Here is a 16,139-nt window from a genome sequence, read left to right as displayed (position 1 = left end):
GTTTTTCCCCCGGCATGGCCGGTTTTGCCAGCGCCCCGGGACGCGCAGGATGGAGTCGCTGCAGTTCGCACGATGAGGGACTCCACCATGCATACGCCGCATCCCGACTTCAAAAGCCTGCTGAACATTTTCCGCTTCGCGTCGGATGACGAAACCCGCGCGCGCCCTTGCAAGCCGGAGCCTGAACCGGCGACGCAGCCGGACGCAACGATTCTGGCGGAACTGCTTCGGGCAAGGGCGCTCATGGTCCGCATCGAGTCGAGCGGCGTGACATTCCCGGACCAGATCTACGACGTCTTCGTGCAGGCCCTGGCCGCCTATGACCAGAAGTGCTGGACGGAGCAGATCGACCGGAGTTTCTGCATCACGTTGAGCCTGCTGGAGTCGGTCGCACGCCACCGGCGCGGCGCCGCGGCGACGCACCCCGTGTGCACCGATGTGACCCTTGTTAATCACGACAATCCGGGCCCGAGGGTCATCATCAGCGAGCAGCGGAACATGCTCGACGGCAATTGGTGAGCGATCGCCGACGAGGAGACCGTGCGATGCAAGACAACTCCATCCGGTACGACGCGCTCGATGAGCAGCGTCTGCAATCCTTGCTTGCGCAGGAACCCGATAGCCAGGCGGGGGGCAAGCGTGCAGGGCGCGAGAAAACGAATCAGACAAAGACAGAGACAGAACGGCGACCTCCCAGTCCCTACACTGTCCACACTCTCGACACCGCAATTGCTCACCTCGAAAGCGCGATTAGTGCGGACAAGGCGATGGCGATTTTCGGTGCGAGCTATTGGCACTCCCGCGTGCTCGAGCTCCGTTCCACACCGGGGATTCTGCACATTCAGGAGCGTCGGCTGCAGTGTTTGCTGGATCGGTTCGCGGCCAGAGCCGGGGGACAAGAAATAGACTGAGTCATGCCTGATTCGGGGGAGCAGAGGAGATCAAACAAGTTCGGGCAGCGTGAGAGACCACCAAATAATTCGGGCAGCGTGAGAGACCACCAAATAAATCGGGAAGCGTGAGAGACCACCAAATAATTCGGGTAGCGTGAGAGACCACCAATAAATCAGCGAAAAAAACCATTAACTTGCACAAGCCGCCGCGCGTTGCTGCCACCGGACACAGCAACGCGCGGCGTTTTCTTCCAGAACGTATCGGGATGCTTTCTAGAGCAAGCCCATTGCCGATGCCTTGAGCGTTGCCGCCGCCCGTGTGGAGCATTCGAACTTGCGAAACACGCTTTCGATGTGCGTGCGTACTGTGCTCGGACTCAGCGCCAATTCTCGCGCGGCTTCCTTGTTGCTTGCGCCGCGCGAGATGGCACGCAGCACGTCGATTTCGCGCGGCGTTAGCGGCGCGCGCTGCGGCGTGCTGTTCATTGGGCGCCTGACGGCGACCGCGCCTTCGGCTAGTAGCGCATCGACCGCTTCGCCGCTCAGCCGGCCGCTTGTGACTTCGTCGCGCAGTTGTTGCGCGGCTGCGTCGCCGGAAAGCGCGGCTCGCCACGGGCGCGCCGAGCGCAACGCGACCCACGCCACCGACGCAGCCAGCACGCGCGCCTCCAGCGTCATGGCCTGGTCGCGCGCCCCGCGAAAATAACCCGAGCCGTCCAACCGTTCATATGCATACGATGCGAGTTCAGCCGCATCTCCGAGCGCGCCGGCCTGCCTGCCTGCACGCGACGTCCAGTAGGGCACGAGGCGCACCTTCTCCCAGGCGCTTGCGGGCAAACGCGCGCCCAGATTCCAGATGCCGTTGGGCACCGCTGCCCGCCCAATCCCATGAATCAATCCTGCGCGATAGACGCGTTCGTGCGCGGCCTGGTCCGTTGTGAGACGTTCGCAACACCGGGCGGCCGTCGCCGCGACCGCGCGCGAGAAGCCGGTCATCCAGGGCAGCTTGAGGTCGATGACGTCGGCGATCAACTCCGCCGAGGTTGCCTGCTGCATCGGCGATGTCGTCAGCGCAGCGTCGAGTTCGGCGGCTGACGCACGTTCCAGTTCCGCGAGCCAAAGGGGCGCACCGCGCTGCGCGGTCTCGACCAGCCGCAGTGGATAGCGCGTGTCGGCGCGTTGCGCAATGAGACCAAGCGCCTGCTCGGCACCGTAGGTGCGACTGAAAATCTCCAGGTCTCCGGCAAGCGCGACGACGAACACCGGCATCGGCACCGCTTCGCGTGCAAGATGCGCGGGCACACCGTTGCCGTCCCACGTTTCGAAGATATGACGCAACGCCGTTTCGGTCGCGAGGGGGAGGCCCAGCATGCGCGCCACTTCGCCCGCCACTTCGCAGTGGGTCTGCGCGAGCGGCGTGAGTACCGCGGCGGCACCGCCACGCGACTGAAGCGGCGTGACCCAATCTGTGCGGCCGTCAAGCATCGAGACGCGGCTTTGGATGTCGTCGCCGAAAACGTCGGCGAAGCCCGCCGCGTTCGCCGTGCATCCCGACCAGCGCAACAGCGACGTCTCCCGCACGGTATCGATTGTCGACGCGTCGAGGCGGGTGGCTTGCGCGAGGCGCGCCGCGAGCCATCCGGTGCGCGGCGAATGATCGGTGGGCTGTCCCATGCTCAGATCGCCGATGAAGGCGAGTGCTTTCACGGCATCGAACACGCGCAGCGGAAAAAGGCCAGCTTTGTCGTCGGTCATCGGCATGGGAGGCAGAGCGCACGTCAGGCGTTCGATCACTATACGTCACAACGCCATTTGACCCCGCGAGGGTCGGTCATTCGACCGATGCCGCAGAAGCGAGGCGAGTGCGATCCTTTGCACCATTGCCACGAACTGTTCAGGAGTTGCCATGGCTGATCGACACGCAGATATCACGCTCACTCGCGAAGAGAGCTGGCTCAAGCAGTATTACTTTGTCAGGACCGCGTTTTCCGCTGCCTGGGTCGCACTGGCTTTCTCGCTCGGGCAGCATTCGCCGGCCAGAATCGCTGCACTGCTTGTCGTGTATCCGGCATGGGATGCTTTGGCCAACTACATCGACATGTTGCGCAGCGGCGGGGCGGCTGAAAACGGTACACAAGTCGTCAACGTCGGCATCAGCATCATGACGACGGTCGCCGTGATTGTGGCGTTGAAGCTGGGCGCGCACGCGGTGCTGGGCGTGTTTGGCGTGTGGGCCATCCTGTCCGGGTTGCTTCAACTCGGCACCGCAGTGCGTCGCTGGAAACGCTTCGGTGCGCAATGGGCGATGATTCTAAGCGGTGGTCAATCGGCATTGGCAGGGGTGTTTTTCATCGTGCAGGGCGGCGCGCCTTTAGCCTCTGCGATCGACAAAGTGGCGGGCTATGCAGCGGTCGGCGCCGTCTACTTTCTCATCTCCGCCTTGTGGCTTTCGGCTGGCCAACTGCGCAGCAAGATGGCCAGAACATCTTGATGCACCGGCGCAGTTAGCGCGTCGCCTGACTAGATCATCGGCGCGTTCGCGTTCAGACAGGCCCACAATCGCTGTGCAACCGGGCCATGCGAGGCGTCGCGGCGCCGCGCGGCAACCAGTGTCTCCGTATGGCCGGGGAGCGACCGGCTCGCAAGGGATTTCAAGGCGCCACTACGCAACTCCGCTTCGATCAGGAAGTCCGGCAGATGCCCCCACGCAAGGGCTTGCATGATGACATCCTTCTTCATGCCCTGGGCAGGAAGCGGATATGAGGGAGTCGCTTGCGCGCATCGTGCGGCCGACGCTGGTGATTGCCGGCGAGCACGATACGGTGACGGCGGCGAGCTACAGCGTGCAAATGGCGAAGGCGATTGCAGGCGCGAGGCTGCTGATGCTCCCGGCGGTGCACCTCTCCAACATTGAGTTTCCCGAGAGATTCAACGACGAAGTCGTGCGATTTCTGCGCGCACCGAGCTGACGCTGGACGCGCGAGTGCGTGCGAGCGACTTTGCCGCTGCCTGCGCGTGCAGAAAGCAGCGGTGGCTAGAGATCCAGCGTCACCCCGCCCGCTGCCGGATGTCCGACGCAGATCAGCGCGTAACCCCGCTCAACGTCGAACTCCGGCGGTTCGTCGTATTCCACGCCGCCATCGAGCACGCGCGTGGCGCAGGTCCCGCACATGCCGGAGCGGCAACTGGACACCGCGTCGGCGCCGCAGCGCTCGGCGGTATCGAGCAGCGAGCCCTGCTGCGGCTCCCAGTGCGCCGTTTTCCCCGTGCGCGCGAAGGTCACCGGTCTGACTGTCGTTGCCTCGCTCGCAACGGGAGCGTGATCAGGTGCACGCTTCAAGCTCGATGGCCCGAACGCCTCGAAGCGGATCCGCTCGTCCGCAATATGCAGCGCGCGCAGCCCGTCGTACAGATCGCGCATGAACGCTTCGGGGCCGCACAGATAGAAGTCGTAGTCGTCGAACGGCAGGAAGCGGCGCAACGCATCGATGTTCACGCGGCCCGCGAGCCGGTCGCCATGGAGCGAGTCGTGCTGCGCCGTGCTGTCGTACAGATGCACCGAGACGTTCGGATGCGCGCGTTTGATCTCCCGCAGCGCCGCTGCGAACGGCCTCTCGTGCTCGCCGCGCGTCCCATGGAAGACGTGGATCCGGCGTTGCGGTTCGAGCGTGAGCGCCGCGTCGAGCATCGCCAGCATCGGCGTGATGCCAATGCCCGCCGCCGCCAGCACGATCGCGCGCGGGCTGCGTGCATCGAGCCTGAACGATCCGCGCGGCGCCAGCGTCTCGATCAGCGAGCCGATGCGTGCGTGATCATGCAGCCAGCGCGATACCGCGCCGTCGCGCTTCACGCTGATCCGGTAGCGCGCCGGATGCGCGGCATCGCGCGCCGCGGAGAGCGTATAGGTGCGCATGAGCGGCTTGTCCGATTCGGGCATGGCGATGCGCAGCGGAAGGTACTGCCCAGCTTCGAACGGGGCGAGTGGCGCGCTGTCCACCGGTTCGAAATGGAACGAGCGGATCGTCGGGGATTCGTCGCGCACCTCGGCCACACGCAAGCTTCGCCAGGGGCGCGTGTCGACCTCCTTCGGCGCAGCTGCCGGTGACGATTGCGTTGCAGCCTGCGCGAACTGCGGCGCATAGTCGACCGTCGACCATCGCAACGGCAAGGCTTCCCGCACGCGGCGCACTTCGGCCACATGAAACCGCACCAGCCGCTGTGCCAGCGGGAATTGAGCGATCTCGGGGCCGTCCCATATCACCTCGGCGCGTACGGCCAGATACAACAGATCCCCGCGCGCAAAGTCGACGAACAGCAACCCCGCGCGCGGATCGCGCAGCAGGTTGCCGATCGTGTTGAAAAACTTGTTGCCGCTGAAGTCAGGCGCGGTCAGCGTGTGCGCGTCGTCGATCCGCACGAAGCCGGGCATGCCGCCGCGATGCGACACATCGGCGCCGCCCGCCGCTCCCGCTGCATCATCGAGATTGGCGGTGGCGATGAAAAATACGTCGGCGCGCGCGATCAGCGCGCGGTCTTCCTCCGAGAGCGCCTGCGCATGTTCGACCGTGGCGTGCGCCGGCGCATTGCCGACGATTGCCGGCTCGCGTCCATTGATGTACTTCGCGCAGTTGCCGAAGCTCTGCTCGACAGCGAGCGTCACCACGCCGCCATCGACCGCTTCGATCACGCCATTCACGCGGTTGCGCCGCCGGGTATGCGGCTGGATGCCGAGCCCGCCGATACGCGCGCCCGGCACCCAGCTCCCTTCGAGCGGATCGCCCGGCAGCATGCCGCCGTCGATGCGCAGCGTGCGGCTGTCCGGCGTCGACACGAAGCCCGCCGTATTCGCGCGCAGCGTGGCCCACGGCTGACCGCTCGCGTCGACGCCGCCGAACACCATGAACGGCAGCATCGCGAAGAACGCGCGATGCTGGTCCGGCATGTAATCGCGGATGCCGCGCGAGCCGTTTTCGAGTGCAACGCCGGCCACGCCCGCGCGCAATTGGGCCTCGCGCTCACCGTCGTGAAACGGCCCGGCGGCGCGGTGCGGATTCAGTTCGGGAAGAGCGTTCATGACGGCCTCGGGTTGGCGGCGTGCAGTGTCGTTCAGGCGGCGAGCAGGCCAGCTTTCGTCGATGGCATCGGCACATAGCCCGGCAACGCGGCGACGCGTTCGAGCCACGCGCGCAGATGCGGATACGGCTCCAGCGACACCCCGCCTTCAGGTGCATGCGCGATGTAGGTATGCGCGGCAATATCGGCGATGGTCACGCGATCGCCCGCGGCGAACGGCTTGTGCGCGAGTTCGGCATCGAGCAGCGGCAGCAGCGTCCGCGCGATTTCCTGGGCTCGCGCCAGATCGAGATCGCGCTTGAATACGTGGACGAGGCGCGCAGCGCACGGGCCGAACGCGATCGGACCGGCCGCGAGCGACAACCAGCGTTGCACGGCCGCCGCGCCAGATGGATCGTCGGGCAGCCACGACGGATCGCCGTAACGCTTCGCCAGATAGACGAGAATCGCGTTCGAATCGAACAACACCGTCTCGCCATCGACGATGGTCGGGACCTGGCCGAACGGATTGAGCTTCAGGTACGCGGGCTGGCGGTGTTCGCCCGCGGCGAGATCCACCGGCACGATCTCGAACGGCAGGTCCAGCATGGACAGGAACAGCCGGACGCGGTGTCCGTGGCCGGATAGCAGCGTGGTGTACAGGCGGATCGGCGTGGCGGGACGGACAGCGGGCATCGCATTCTCCATAACGAAAGCGCCTCGGGATGAAGCGGCAGTGAGCGTTCAGAATAGGCAATGGCTGCGCGCGCGAGAAGACTGCTAAGCTTGCATTCATTTTCTATCGAAAGTGGACAATCGCCGATGACCGATGTACGCGACGTGAATCTGAACCGGCTGGCGGTGTTCGTCGCCGTGGTCGAAGCGGGGTCGCTGACCGCGGCGGCTGAGCGGCTCGGCATCGCCAAGACGATGGTCAGCGCGCATATGCAGCGCCTCGAACGCGAGATCGGCGCGAGCCTCATCACGCGCACCACGCGGCAGCTCTCCGTGACCGATGCGGGCCGTGCGTTTTACGACGCCAGCTGCCGCATCCTGCAGATGACGGAAGAGGCGCTCGCGGCCGTCTCGGACGAGGCCACGCCCGCACGCGGCGCGCTGCGGGTGAGCGCGCCCGTCGACTACGGCGCGCAGATCGTCGCGCCCGCGCTCGTCGATCTGCGTGGCGTCTATCCGGAACTCGACATCGAACTGGTTTGCGCCGATCACTACGTCGACCTGATCGGCGAGGGGATCGATCTGGCGGTGCGGCTCGGCAATCTGCCGGACTCGAACTACCGCACGGTGAAACTCGGCAGCTACCTGCGCTGGCTGGTCGCGAGCCCTGCGTTCGTTGCGCGGCACGGCATGCCGAGGTCGCTGAACGCATTGGCGTCCTTGCCGCATATCGCAATGAGCGTGCTGCGGCATCCGTCGACGCTCGAGTTGACGCGCGATGCCGGGCGGCTCGCGGCGGGCCGCGTCAGCCACGGCAACGCCGTGCGCCGCGTGCGCTGCGTGAATGCGCTGAGCGTGAACACGGCGACGTCGGCGCGCGCGGCGGTCCTCGCGGGCGGCGGCTTTGCCGCGCTGACCGATTTCTCGACCCGGGCGGATCTTGCGTCTGGCGCGCTAGTCCGCTTGCTGCCCGAGTGGTCTGGCGTGCCTTTGAGTGTGCAGGCCGTGTTTGCGCCGACGAGCTACCCGTCGGGCAAGGTGCGGGCGGTCATCGAGGCGCTGAAGGCGAGGATCGCGACAAGTGCCGCGTAAGCGTGGCTCGCCGCTGACGTGAGCGACGTTGAACATGCGCCGCGCGATCAGCCGTGCGGCAAAAAACGATCCTCGACGAAGAACCGCCGGCGCGCCTCTTCGTCCGATGGCGTCTCCGGGCCGAGCCCGGGAAGATCGGGCGCGCGATCGGGCTCCATGGCGAAACACGGCAGGACGCGGGCGCGGCGCTCGTCGGCGCTCGCGCCGCGTTCGTACAGCAGCTGGGTGAGCCAGTCCAGTACGCGGTGCAGGGCGCCGTAATAGCGGTCGTGCTCGAAGGCGTATGCGTGCGCGGCGGCTTCCCAGTCATCGTTCGCGAGCAGACGGTCAAGCAGCACCCTCACGTCGCGCAGCGTCAACGACAGCCCGCATCCCCATGACGGGTCGCTGGCCGCCGCCGCGTCGCCGATCAGCACCACGCCGCCGTTGCAGGGATGCTCGACCCAGATGTCCGCGCCGGGATACGCCGCGAGCGGGCCAACGACACTCGCGCGTTCGAACCAGTCGCGCGGCACGCCCGTATCGACACAGGCGTCGAGGAACTCGCGGATATGCCCGTTGCCGCTGATGGGGTGCGCGCGCTGCCCGACCCATGAGACGAAGTACGACCTGAACCGCTGGTGCCCGATCGGAAAAATCAGTGCGGCCTGTCCCAACGCCGGGGACTGGAAGTGGTGGACCGAATCTTCCGGCGCGTCGAGCCCCTCGTAGAGCACCCCTGCCACAACCAGCCGCCCGGGATCCTGGTCGAGCGTGAAGCCGGCTATTCTGCGCACCGTCGACCTGCGTCCGTCGGCGCCCACCACGAGCCGCGCTTTCACCCGATGTGTGCCGCCATCGGTGCGAATCTCGACGACCGGCGGCTTGCCCGGGGCATCGCCAGGATCGACGCGCACGACCTCGGCGCCGCGCAGCACAATGGCCCCCGATGACTCGGCCGCGTCGAGCAGCGTGCGCTGCATCGACGGATGATAGAAGTCCAGACACGGGGTGTGCGCGGGGGTGGTATCCGCGAGGTTGCGGCTTTCGGCTGGCACCAGTCCGCTGTACCGCCTCCAGAACGGGACCACGTGCGCACCGTCGTCACAGAGCAGCCGATCGATGCCGAGCGCGCGGGCTTCGACGACACCCCAAGGCATCGTGCCCTCGCCGCGCACGCGGTCCCTGAAAGCCGTCTCGCGTTCGACAATGAGCGTGCGCACACCGGCGCCTGCCAGTGCACGGCCAAGCGTTGCGCCACCAAGACCACCGCCCGCGATCACGATGTCGTAGCTGCCCTGTGTCATTTGAAAACCTCCATGCCATGGCGGCGACGCGAGGCCGGACGTCAGCAAACTGACGGCGCATGAGGCGCTTGAGCGTGCGTGTCGCGAGGCGTGCGGATGGCGCTATTATGCGACTCGCATACCCTGCGGAGGCAAGATTCGAGGTTCGGGAGGCGAAGCGCCAGAGAGAACAGGCGGCGCGCCGCCAGTGTCGTTACGGGCCGAATGATCGATGATCCGTTGCCGTCACGAACGCGGCGGGACACGAAACCACGTGACTGCCACAACCAGCAGGAACGCTGCATAAGCCGTCGCGAACACCCAGCCGGGCAAGTCGTAGTACAGCAAGTCGCTCACCCAGCGCTGGACGAAGCCCTGCGGCCCCGCATGTCCGGTACGTAACCAGTCCTCGAGGACCGTGAGCGGACACGGGATGTCGAGGACCGCAAGAAGGGCGACGATGCCTATCGCAACGAGATGTGTGAGACGGAACACGCGGTTGCGTACCCAACTGCGCTCGAGCCATGCGCCCACCCAGATCGCGAACAAGCCGCCGACGATGAAGAGAACGACCAGCGCGTGCAGTAGGAGAACAGTATTGGCCAGCCAGTCCATGACGATGCTCGCAGTTGCCCTCGCCCTGCGTTCTGGCTCCGATGATACGTCTTCAAAGATCGAGGGGCCGGGGGAGGGTTCCCGCGTTTGGTGTCGTCCCGGCTACCGTGAACGGCGAGCCGAAAGCGGCGGTTTCGATTTCGGGATTGACGAGGTCGTTGTCGCGCTTGTTCTGCTCGGTCCAGATCTGGCTATCGGGAAACCAGAAGGCGTTTTCGCGTGGCGGCACGACGAGCCTCACCCGCAGCGACGGATTGAAGATCTTCGACCACGCCGAGAGATAGGAGGGCGTCTTGATCAAATGGCCGCAGTTCGCGAGTAGCAGGCTCGCGACCAGGGCTTCGCGGCCGATGGCGAGTCCGGGATGTCCGCTGAAGTGCACGGGCTTCTCGCCGCTCGCGAGCAGCGCGGCAGGCGCGACGTTGACGGGCACAGCGAAGCCCCACTTCCGGAAGAAGTCCAGGAAGGCCTGCTCGTCGCTGGAGACGAAGATGTTCGTGAGCCGGTGATCGTCCGCAAGGGTTGTCTCGACCATGCGGCAAAACGCACTCCAGTCGATCGTATGGGCCTCGAACTTTTTATCCGTGCCGCGAAAATGGACGCCCAGCGTCGAGGCGCCGATATCGAGCCGCTCGCTGATGCGCGCGACTTCCTGGCGGATCGATTCGCCTGGCCGATAGTTCGACAGGAATAGCGTACTCGCGCGCTCCAGCCGGAGGCCGGCTTCGTAACGGCGAAAGCCCAGATCGCCGAGATCGCGCACGATCGACGTTCGCAAACCGGGCCTCGCCGCGTCCGCCACCGCGGACGGTGCGAGGTTTTCAAAGTATTCGGCTAGCCAGTCGATTTTGCCTTCCGCGTCGCCATAGCTGCCGCCGCGTGCCGAGATAACGGGCGTCAAACGCTTCTCGTCGCAGTACAGGAGGATGCACAGGACGATCTGCATGACGGAAAAGAAGCCCGAATTGGCGCGAATTTCTATGACGAAGCAGTCACGGTTGAGGCGTTGCTTCGCATGCAGGGAGAGGCGGGCTGGCGTATTGAGCGCGTTCTTGAAGTCTTCGCTGCGCCGCACCTGTCTTGCGAACTCGATAAGGTTTCTGAACATGCCATGTCCCTTCGATCCAGGAAACGGGGATTTACCTTACGGGCAGAGCGACGCCGCTTCCCGTTTGCGGGCGAGCGGGGCGCTCATGGTAGATTCCGTCGATGGATTCGCCTTTAACTGCGTTAGCAACGATTGGGGGGATCAGACGTATGTTTTCCGACGAAAGCTTGCTCGTCGCGCACGCTTGGGCTGGCTGGTTATTTGGCATCCTAAGCGGTTGAGACATTCTAGGATGTCATGTTTACGCCTTGATTAACCTGAGGATTAAGTGACATCCCCAATGGCAGTCATCGCTCGCGCGACTAGCCGAACGGCCTGAGCTGAGAAGGCGGCACGTCGATGCGCAGGTTTTCCATCAGCACCGTTTCGATCGGCTCATGTGACTCGCCCTCGCTCACGACCTTGATGGGCAGCCCATGGCTCAAGTCGAACCATAACTCATAGCGGAACACGCCGGTCACGAAGTGTCCGGGCCGGCACGTCACGATCACATGCGCCGCCTGGTGCGTGCCGATGGTCTCGGCGCCGACGACCTGGGTGTCCCCATGCGCCTGGAGCGCACGGACATTGACTAGCAGCGCGCCGAGATCGGACTCGTCGACGCGATGACCCTGCGGGCTCTGAATCATGTGATTGTCTGGGCTCAGCGTGAGCCGCGGAAACGTGTCGATGCCGAACGGCCAGAGCTTGACCTTCCCCGATTCCGGGTTGAAGGTGAGCGTCGCGCCGCCGTGTGGCCGGATGAAGTCCATCCGAACGAAGCCGGGCTTTCGGTAGCCATAGAGCACCTCGACCGTTTCCGCTCCCGCCGATGTCGACTTCAACGTGACCTCGTAGTTTGCGAGCGCATCGAAGCGTGCCTGCGCGACGGCCACGAAATCCCGGTCTGGGAGCGTCATGGCTCCCTCCTATACTCGAACGTGGAAGACAGGTAATTCTGGAGCACGGCTTTGCACCATGCAATGCACAGTTAGCCGTATCGCCAACAAGGAGGAAGCGAACGATGGCGGAATTCCGTCTGACCACCTTGTGGTGCATCGAGGCGCCGTTGCAGCCGGTATGGGACGCGATTCACGATTCGATGAACTGGCCGAGGTGGTGGAAGAACGTTGAAGCGGTACGCGAGTTGCGGGCGGGCGAGACCGACGGGCTGGGCGCGGTGCATCGTTACACGTGGAAAGGCGTGCTGCCTTATCGCGTGATCATCGACGTGCGCGTCACGCGCGTCGCGCCGCTCATCGCCCTGGAGGGCGAGGCCAGCGGCACGCTGGAGGGCGTGGGGCGCTGGCAGTTCGCGGTCGACGGCAGCCGCACGGTGGTGCGCTACGATTGGCACGTCAGGACGGCCAGTGCGTGGATGAGCGCGCTCGCGCTCGCGCCCCTCGCACGGCTGGTATTCCGCTGGAATCACGATTCGATCATGCGCGAAGGCGGCCTGGCGCTTGCGCGCCTGCTCGATGCACGTTTGATCGACTACAGCGGCGAACCTCGATAAGTGCAACAATCCAATTCGTCAGTGCGCTTGCACACGCTTTCTGCAAGATTTCTGCGAGACGGAGGTGTTATGAACGGTCCCCACCGCTTACTTGCCGTGCATGGGAGGCAACATGACTGAGATCGAGAAGGAGCCCGTCGTCGCCGTGCTGAACAAGATCCTCGAATCCGAGCTGGCGGGCGTGGTGCGGTACACGCACTATTCGTTCCTGGTGTTCGGATTCGGCCGCATTCCAATCGTCTCCTGGCTGCGGCAGCAGGCGGACGAGTCGCTCTTGCATGCGCAGCAGGCTGGCGAATGGATCACGACGCTCGGCGCGTATCCGTCGCTCGCCATCGGTCCGCTGCTCGATTCCCATACCTTCGATATCGGGGCCATCCTGCGCGAATCGCTCGAGGCCGAACAGATCGCGCTCGGCCTTTACCACGAGCTGCTTTCGCTCGTGGAAGACCGCTCGGTTGCGCTCGAGGAGTACGCGCGCCAGATGATCCAGGTCGAGGAACTGCACGCGGGCGAAGTCGACAAGATGCTGCGCCGTCCGGGCTCGACCGCGACGTCGCCGCAGCAGGATATGGGGCCCGCCTGACAGGCGCTGCATTTCGCTCGACATGATGCTGACGCTCGCCAACGTATCGAAGCACTATAACGGCACCACGCCGCGCAACGTGCTGCGCGGGGTGAATCTCGAACTGCGCTCAGGCGAATGCGTCGCGATCATGGGCGAATCGGGCGCCGGAAAATCGACGCTGCTCAATCTCGCGGCCGGTCTCGACCGGCCAGACGCGGGACACATCGTCTTCGACGGACACGACCTCGGCACACTCGACGACGACGCAGCCACCCTGCAGCGCCGCCAGAAAATGGGCTTCGTGTTCCAGGCGTTCCATGTGCTGCCGAACCTGTCGGCGGCGCAGAACATCGCGCTGCCGCTGCTCCTGAACGGCATGCGGGCGAAAGACGTGCCGGCGCGCGTGTCGTCCGTGCTGCACGCCGTCGGGCTCGGCGGGCGCGAGCGCGCGCTGCCGCGTGAATTGTCGGGCGGCGAGGTGCAGCGTGTGGCGATCGCGCGTGCGCTCGTGCATCAGCCGCGTCTCGTGCTGGCCGACGAGCCCACCGGCAATCTCGATCACGACACGGCGATGCGCATCCTCGCGCTGCTGCGCGAACTGGCGCAAACGAACGGCGCGGGCGTGCTGCTCGCGACGCACTCGGCCGCCGTGTCGGCTGCCGCCGACCGCGTGCTGCGGCTCACGCCCGCCGGGCTCGAGCCGTACGCGCCCGGCGCAGGCGGCGCGTAGGCGATGCGCTGGTTCGGCGCCGTGGGTTCGTCGCGCGACGCTGCTGCATCGCGCGCGTCGCGTTGCCTGGGCAATCGCCTGCCCGCTGGCGGCGTCGGCGCGGCGCTCATCGCCGGTGAAATGCGCGCGCATCCGCTGCGCACGCTGATCGGCATTCTCGCGATCGCGGCGGGCGTCGCGATGGGCTACGCCGTGCAGTTGATCAATCGCGCGGCGCTTAACGAGCTGTCGGCCACCGTCAACTCGCTGATGGGCAACGCCGATATCGAATTGCGCGGCCCGCGCGCGGGCTTCGATGAAGCGCTGTACCCGCGCATTGCCCGTTTGCCCGAGGTCGCCGCGGCAAGCCCCGTGGTCGAGGTCGATGCGCGCGTGGCGGGACGGGACGAGTCGTTGAAGCTGCTCGGCGTCGATGTGTTTCGCGCTGGGTATGTCACGCCGAATCTCGTTGGACGCGTGGAGCTGGCCGATCGCACGAACGGCGCGCATGGCACGAACGGTACGAAGGCCACCACGCTCGATCTGCTCGACCCCGACACCGTATTTCTCTCGCCGGCCGCGCTGAGCTGGCTCGCGCTCAAGCCCGGCGACTCGCTCACGGTGCAGGTCGGGCTCGCTTCGGTCGTGCTGCGCGTCGCGGGCGTGTTGCCCGCATCGGGCGATGCGGTGCGCGTCGGCGTGATGGACATCGGCGCCGCGCAATGGCGTTTGCAGCGGCTCGGCACGCTCGGGCGCATCGATATCAAGCTCAAGCCTGGCGTCGATGCCGAAGTGTTCGCGAAGTCGCTCGCGCCGCGCTTGCCCGCGGGTGTCGCCGCCGTCACGCCGGGCGACAACGCGCAGCGCACCTCGATGCTCTCGCGTGCGTATCGCGCGAATCTCAACGTACTCGCGCTCGTCGCGCTGTTCACGGGAGCGTTCCTCGTCTTCACGATGCAGGCGCTCGCCGTGCTGCGGCGCCGTGCGCAGTTTGCGCTGCTGCGCGCGATCGGCGTGACGCAGCGTGGCGTGCTGTGGCTCGTCGTCTCGGAGGGCGCCATTCTCGGCGTGCTCGGTGCGGCAGCGGGTCTTGCCGTCGGCTTCGCGCTCGCGGCCGCCGTGCTCCGCTATGCGGGCGGCGATCTGGGCGGCGGCTATTTCGAAGGGGTGCAGCCGCGCGTGCATTTCGATGCGATGCCCGCGGCGATCTTCTTTGCGCTGGGGCTGGCCGCGTCGGTGCTCGGCAGTCTCGCGCCGGCGCTCGAAGCCGCGAGGGCGCGACCCGCGCGGGCGCTGAAGGCGGGCGACGAGGAAGCGCCGGCCGCCCGGCTGCGCACGAAGCGCACGGTCACGGCGGCACTGCTCGCGATTGCCGCCGGGCTCGTAGTAGCGCTATTGCCGCCCGTGGCTGGCTTGCCGGTGTTCGGCTATCTTTCCATCGCGCTGTTGTTGCTGGGCGGCGTGCTGGCGATGCCGGCGCTCGCGCGCGCCGTGTTCGCCGTGCTGCCGCGCTCGAATCATGCCTTGCCGCAGCTCGTGCTGGCGCAGCTCGCCAATGCCCCCGGCCGCGCGACGATTGGGCTCGCGGGCATCGTCACGAGCTTCAGCCTGATGACGGCGATGGCGATCATGGTGTCGAGCTTTCGCGTAGCGGTCGACGACTGGCTGCAGTTGCTGCTGCCCGCGCCGCTCTATCTGCGCGCTTCGCCCGGCGGCGACAGCGCATTCCTTTCGCCGGGCGATCAGGCAGTCATCGCCGCCACGCCCGGTATTGCGCGCGCCGAATTTCTTCGCGCGACGCAAATCTCGCTCAATGCTGGCTTGCCGCCCGTGAGCCTGCTCGCGCGGCCCATCGATGCGCGTAACCCCGCCGCGCGCCTGCCGCTGACGACGGCGCCTCGTGTGCCGCAAGCCGGCGAGCCGCCGCCGGTCTGGATCAGCGAGGCGGCCGCCGATCTGTACGGGATGCACACAGGCCAGCACATCACGCTGCCGCTGGCGGGACAGCGCTTGCCGTTCACGGTGGCGGGCATCTGGCGCGACTATGCACGCCAGTTCGGGGCCATCGTGATCGACGCGAGCGACTACCGCCGGCTGACTCGCGACACGCGCGTGAGCGATGCCGCCTTGTGGCTCGACCCGGGCGTAGCGCCGTCGCAGGCGATCGCACGCTTGCGCGAGAGCGTGCACGGCGGGCAGCGCCTCGAGTTCGCGCAGCCCGGCGAGATCCGCGCGGCGAGCCTGCGGATTTTCGATCGCAGCTTCGCCGTGACGTATCTGCTGGAAGCGGTGGCGGTGATCATCGGCCTGTTCGGCGTCGGCGCGAGCTTCGGGTCGCAAGCGCTCGCCCGCACGCGCGAGTTCGGCATGCTGCGGCATATCGGCGTGACGCGCCGCCAGATCGCGATCATGCTCGCGATGGAGGGCGCGCTCGTTGCGCTGCTCGGCGTGCTTGCCGGCTTGACGCTGGGCCTGAGTCTCGCGATGGTGCTCGTGCATGTCGTCAACCCGCAGTCGTTTCACTGGACGATGAGCGTGCACATGCCGTGGGGGTTGCTGGCCGCGCTGGCTTCGGCGGTCGTCGTGGCCGCCGCGCTCACGGCGCTCCTGAGTTCACGCGCCGCGATGTCGGTCGATGCGGTGCGCGCCGTGCGCGACGACTGGTGA

Annotated in this window: 17 protein-coding genes; 9 read left to right on the top strand and 8 right to left on the bottom strand. The window is 66.0% G+C overall.

Translation table 11 applies throughout. The annotated features are described in order from the left end of the window. Positions 1–87: 87 nt before the first annotated feature. Both A3CW_RS0116885 and A3CW_RS51010 read left to right on the top strand, forming a co-directional pair. Positions 88–519, top strand: coding sequence for a hypothetical protein (locus A3CW_RS0116885; RefSeq protein ID WP_028204624.1), 432 nt, complete (start codon positions 88–90; stop codon positions 517–519). Between the two features lie 26 nt (positions 520–545). Continuing rightward, on the top strand, positions 546–911 hold the full coding sequence (locus A3CW_RS51010; protein WP_051481519.1) for a hypothetical protein: 366 nt from the start codon (positions 546–548) through the stop codon (positions 909–911). 255 nt (positions 912–1,166) lie between these two features. On the opposite strand, the gene A3CW_RS0116875 is transcribed toward A3CW_RS51010, so the two are convergent. After that, a complete protein-coding gene (locus A3CW_RS0116875) occupies positions 1,167–2,648 on the bottom strand; it encodes an HD domain-containing phosphohydrolase (RefSeq protein WP_028204623.1) in 1,482 nt (493 codons plus the stop codon). A gap of 151 nt (positions 2,649–2,799) precedes the next feature. On the opposite strand from A3CW_RS0116875, the gene A3CW_RS0116870 reads away from it, so the two are divergent. Further along, positions 2,800–3,384 carry a DUF308 domain-containing protein gene (locus A3CW_RS0116870; RefSeq protein ID WP_028204622.1) on the top strand — a complete coding sequence of 195 codons (585 nt, stop codon included), beginning with the start codon at positions 2,800–2,802 and terminating at the stop codon, positions 3,382–3,384. A 29-nt stretch (positions 3,385–3,413) separates the two neighbouring features. Here A3CW_RS0116870 and A3CW_RS0116865 read toward each other — a convergent pair whose 3' ends face one another. Next, entirely contained in the window at positions 3,414–3,614 is a 201-nt protein-coding gene (locus A3CW_RS0116865; RefSeq protein WP_028204621.1) for a hypothetical protein, read from the bottom strand. Positions 3,615–3,652: 38 nt separating this feature from the next. On the opposite strand from A3CW_RS0116865, the gene A3CW_RS0116860 reads away from it, so the two are divergent. Continuing rightward, on the top strand, positions 3,653–3,862 hold the full coding sequence (locus A3CW_RS0116860; protein ID WP_028204620.1) for an alpha/beta fold hydrolase: 210 nt from the start codon (positions 3,653–3,655) through the stop codon (positions 3,860–3,862). Between the two features lie 65 nt (positions 3,863–3,927). Here A3CW_RS0116860 and A3CW_RS0116855 read toward each other — a convergent pair whose 3' ends face one another. Together A3CW_RS0116855 and A3CW_RS0116850 are read right to left on the bottom strand one after the other, a co-directional pair. Then, on the bottom strand, positions 3,928–5,967 hold the full coding sequence (locus tag A3CW_RS0116855) for a pyridoxamine 5'-phosphate oxidase family protein (protein ID WP_028204619.1): 2,040 nt from the start codon (positions 5,965–5,967) through the stop codon (positions 3,928–3,930). Between the two features lie 32 nt (positions 5,968–5,999). Next, on the bottom strand, positions 6,000–6,641 hold the full coding sequence (locus A3CW_RS0116850) for a glutathione S-transferase family protein (RefSeq protein WP_028204618.1): 642 nt from the start codon (positions 6,639–6,641) through the stop codon (positions 6,000–6,002). Between the two features lie 126 nt (positions 6,642–6,767). Between A3CW_RS0116850 and A3CW_RS0116845 the strand changes: the two genes are divergently transcribed. Next, the gene (locus tag A3CW_RS0116845; protein WP_028204617.1) at positions 6,768–7,712 is read left to right on the top strand and encodes a LysR family transcriptional regulator; all 945 of its coding nucleotides are present in this window, start codon (positions 6,768–6,770) and stop codon (positions 7,710–7,712) included. Positions 7,713–7,759: 47 nt separating this feature from the next. Here the strand turns inward: A3CW_RS0116845 and A3CW_RS0116840 are convergent, their stop codons facing one another. The 4 genes from A3CW_RS0116840 to A3CW_RS0116825 all read right to left on the bottom strand — a co-directional run bounded on the left by A3CW_RS0116840 (position 7,760) and on the right by A3CW_RS0116825 (position 11,599). Beyond that, on the bottom strand, positions 7,760–8,998 hold the full coding sequence (locus A3CW_RS0116840; RefSeq protein WP_028204616.1) for an FAD-dependent oxidoreductase: 1,239 nt from the start codon (positions 8,996–8,998) through the stop codon (positions 7,760–7,762). A gap of 225 nt (positions 8,999–9,223) precedes the next feature. After that, complete coding sequence (locus tag A3CW_RS0116835) at positions 9,224–9,592, bottom strand: DUF2784 domain-containing protein (protein ID WP_028204615.1); 369 nt, start codon at positions 9,590–9,592, stop codon at positions 9,224–9,226. Positions 9,593–9,644: 52 nt separating this feature from the next. Then, positions 9,645–10,700 (bottom strand): O-fucosyltransferase family protein, encoded by a 1,056-nt coding sequence (locus tag A3CW_RS46560; RefSeq protein WP_063750837.1) that lies wholly within the window; start codon positions 10,698–10,700, stop codon positions 9,645–9,647. Between the two features lie 302 nt (positions 10,701–11,002). Beyond that, complete coding sequence (locus A3CW_RS0116825; RefSeq protein ID WP_028204614.1) at positions 11,003–11,599, bottom strand: hypothetical protein; 597 nt, start codon at positions 11,597–11,599, stop codon at positions 11,003–11,005. Between the two features lie 104 nt (positions 11,600–11,703). Here A3CW_RS0116825 and A3CW_RS0116820 point away from each other — a divergent pair, with 104 nt between their 5' ends. From A3CW_RS0116820 to A3CW_RS0116805, 4 genes are all read left to right on the top strand, one after another. After that, positions 11,704–12,195, top strand: coding sequence for an SRPBCC family protein (locus tag A3CW_RS0116820; RefSeq protein WP_028204613.1), 492 nt, complete (start codon positions 11,704–11,706; stop codon positions 12,193–12,195). A 112-nt stretch (positions 12,196–12,307) separates the two neighbouring features. Continuing rightward, entirely contained in the window at positions 12,308–12,781 is a 474-nt protein-coding gene (locus A3CW_RS0116815; protein WP_028204612.1) for a ferritin-like domain-containing protein, read from the top strand. 25 nt (positions 12,782–12,806) lie between these two features. Beyond that, positions 12,807–13,493, top strand: coding sequence for an ABC transporter ATP-binding protein (locus A3CW_RS0116810; protein ID WP_028204611.1), 687 nt, complete (start codon positions 12,807–12,809; stop codon positions 13,491–13,493). 3 nt (positions 13,494–13,496) lie between these two features. Then, entirely contained in the window at positions 13,497–16,139 is a 2,643-nt protein-coding gene (locus A3CW_RS0116805) for an FtsX-like permease family protein (protein ID WP_081771695.1), read from the top strand.

Source organism: Paraburkholderia nodosa DSM 21604, assembly GCF_000519185.1.
GTDB lineage: Bacteria > Pseudomonadota > Gammaproteobacteria > Burkholderiales > Burkholderiaceae > Paraburkholderia > Paraburkholderia nodosa.
This window is presented reverse-complemented; position numbering and strand designations above follow the sequence as displayed.

Bases quoted from the DNA above. Each gene is read 5' to 3' on its own strand.
- A3CW_RS0116865 (WP_028204621.1), bottom strand. From the start codon at position 3,614: ATGCAAGCCCTTGCGTGGGGGCATCTGCCGGACTTCCTGATCGAAGCG.
- A3CW_RS0116885 (WP_028204624.1), top strand. From the start codon at position 88: ATGCATACGCCGCATCCCGACTTCAAAAGCCTGCTGAACATTTTCCGC.
- A3CW_RS0116850 (WP_028204618.1), bottom strand. From the start codon at position 6,641: ATGCCCGCTGTCCGTCCCGCCACGCCGATCCGCCTGTACACCACGCTG.
- A3CW_RS0116805 (WP_081771695.1), top strand. From the start codon at position 13,497: ATGCGCTGGTTCGGCGCCGTGGGTTCGTCGCGCGACGCTGCTGCATCG.
- A3CW_RS46560 (WP_063750837.1), bottom strand. From the start codon at position 10,700: ATGTTCAGAAACCTTATCGAGTTCGCAAGACAGGTGCGGCGCAGCGAA.
- A3CW_RS0116825 (WP_028204614.1), bottom strand. From the start codon at position 11,599: ATGACGCTCCCAGACCGGGATTTCGTGGCCGTCGCGCAGGCACGCTTC.
- A3CW_RS0116820 (WP_028204613.1), top strand. From the start codon at position 11,704: ATGGCGGAATTCCGTCTGACCACCTTGTGGTGCATCGAGGCGCCGTTG.
- A3CW_RS0116845 (WP_028204617.1), top strand. From the start codon at position 6,768: ATGACCGATGTACGCGACGTGAATCTGAACCGGCTGGCGGTGTTCGTC.
- A3CW_RS0116840 (WP_028204616.1), bottom strand. From the start codon at position 8,998: ATGACACAGGGCAGCTACGACATCGTGATCGCGGGCGGTGGTCTTGGT.
- A3CW_RS0116815 (WP_028204612.1), top strand. From the start codon at position 12,308: ATGACTGAGATCGAGAAGGAGCCCGTCGTCGCCGTGCTGAACAAGATC.
- A3CW_RS0116835 (WP_028204615.1), bottom strand. From the start codon at position 9,592: ATGGACTGGCTGGCCAATACTGTTCTCCTACTGCACGCGCTGGTCGTT.
- A3CW_RS0116875 (WP_028204623.1), bottom strand. From the start codon at position 2,648: ATGACCGACGACAAAGCTGGCCTTTTTCCGCTGCGCGTGTTCGATGCC.
- A3CW_RS0116855 (WP_028204619.1), bottom strand. From the start codon at position 5,967: ATGAACGCTCTTCCCGAACTGAATCCGCACCGCGCCGCCGGGCCGTTT.
- A3CW_RS0116870 (WP_028204622.1), top strand. From the start codon at position 2,800: ATGGCTGATCGACACGCAGATATCACGCTCACTCGCGAAGAGAGCTGG.
- A3CW_RS0116860 (WP_028204620.1), top strand. From the start codon at position 3,653: ATGAGGGAGTCGCTTGCGCGCATCGTGCGGCCGACGCTGGTGATTGCC.
- A3CW_RS51010 (WP_051481519.1), top strand. From the start codon at position 546: ATGCAAGACAACTCCATCCGGTACGACGCGCTCGATGAGCAGCGTCTG.
- A3CW_RS0116810 (WP_028204611.1), top strand. From the start codon at position 12,807: ATGCTGACGCTCGCCAACGTATCGAAGCACTATAACGGCACCACGCCG.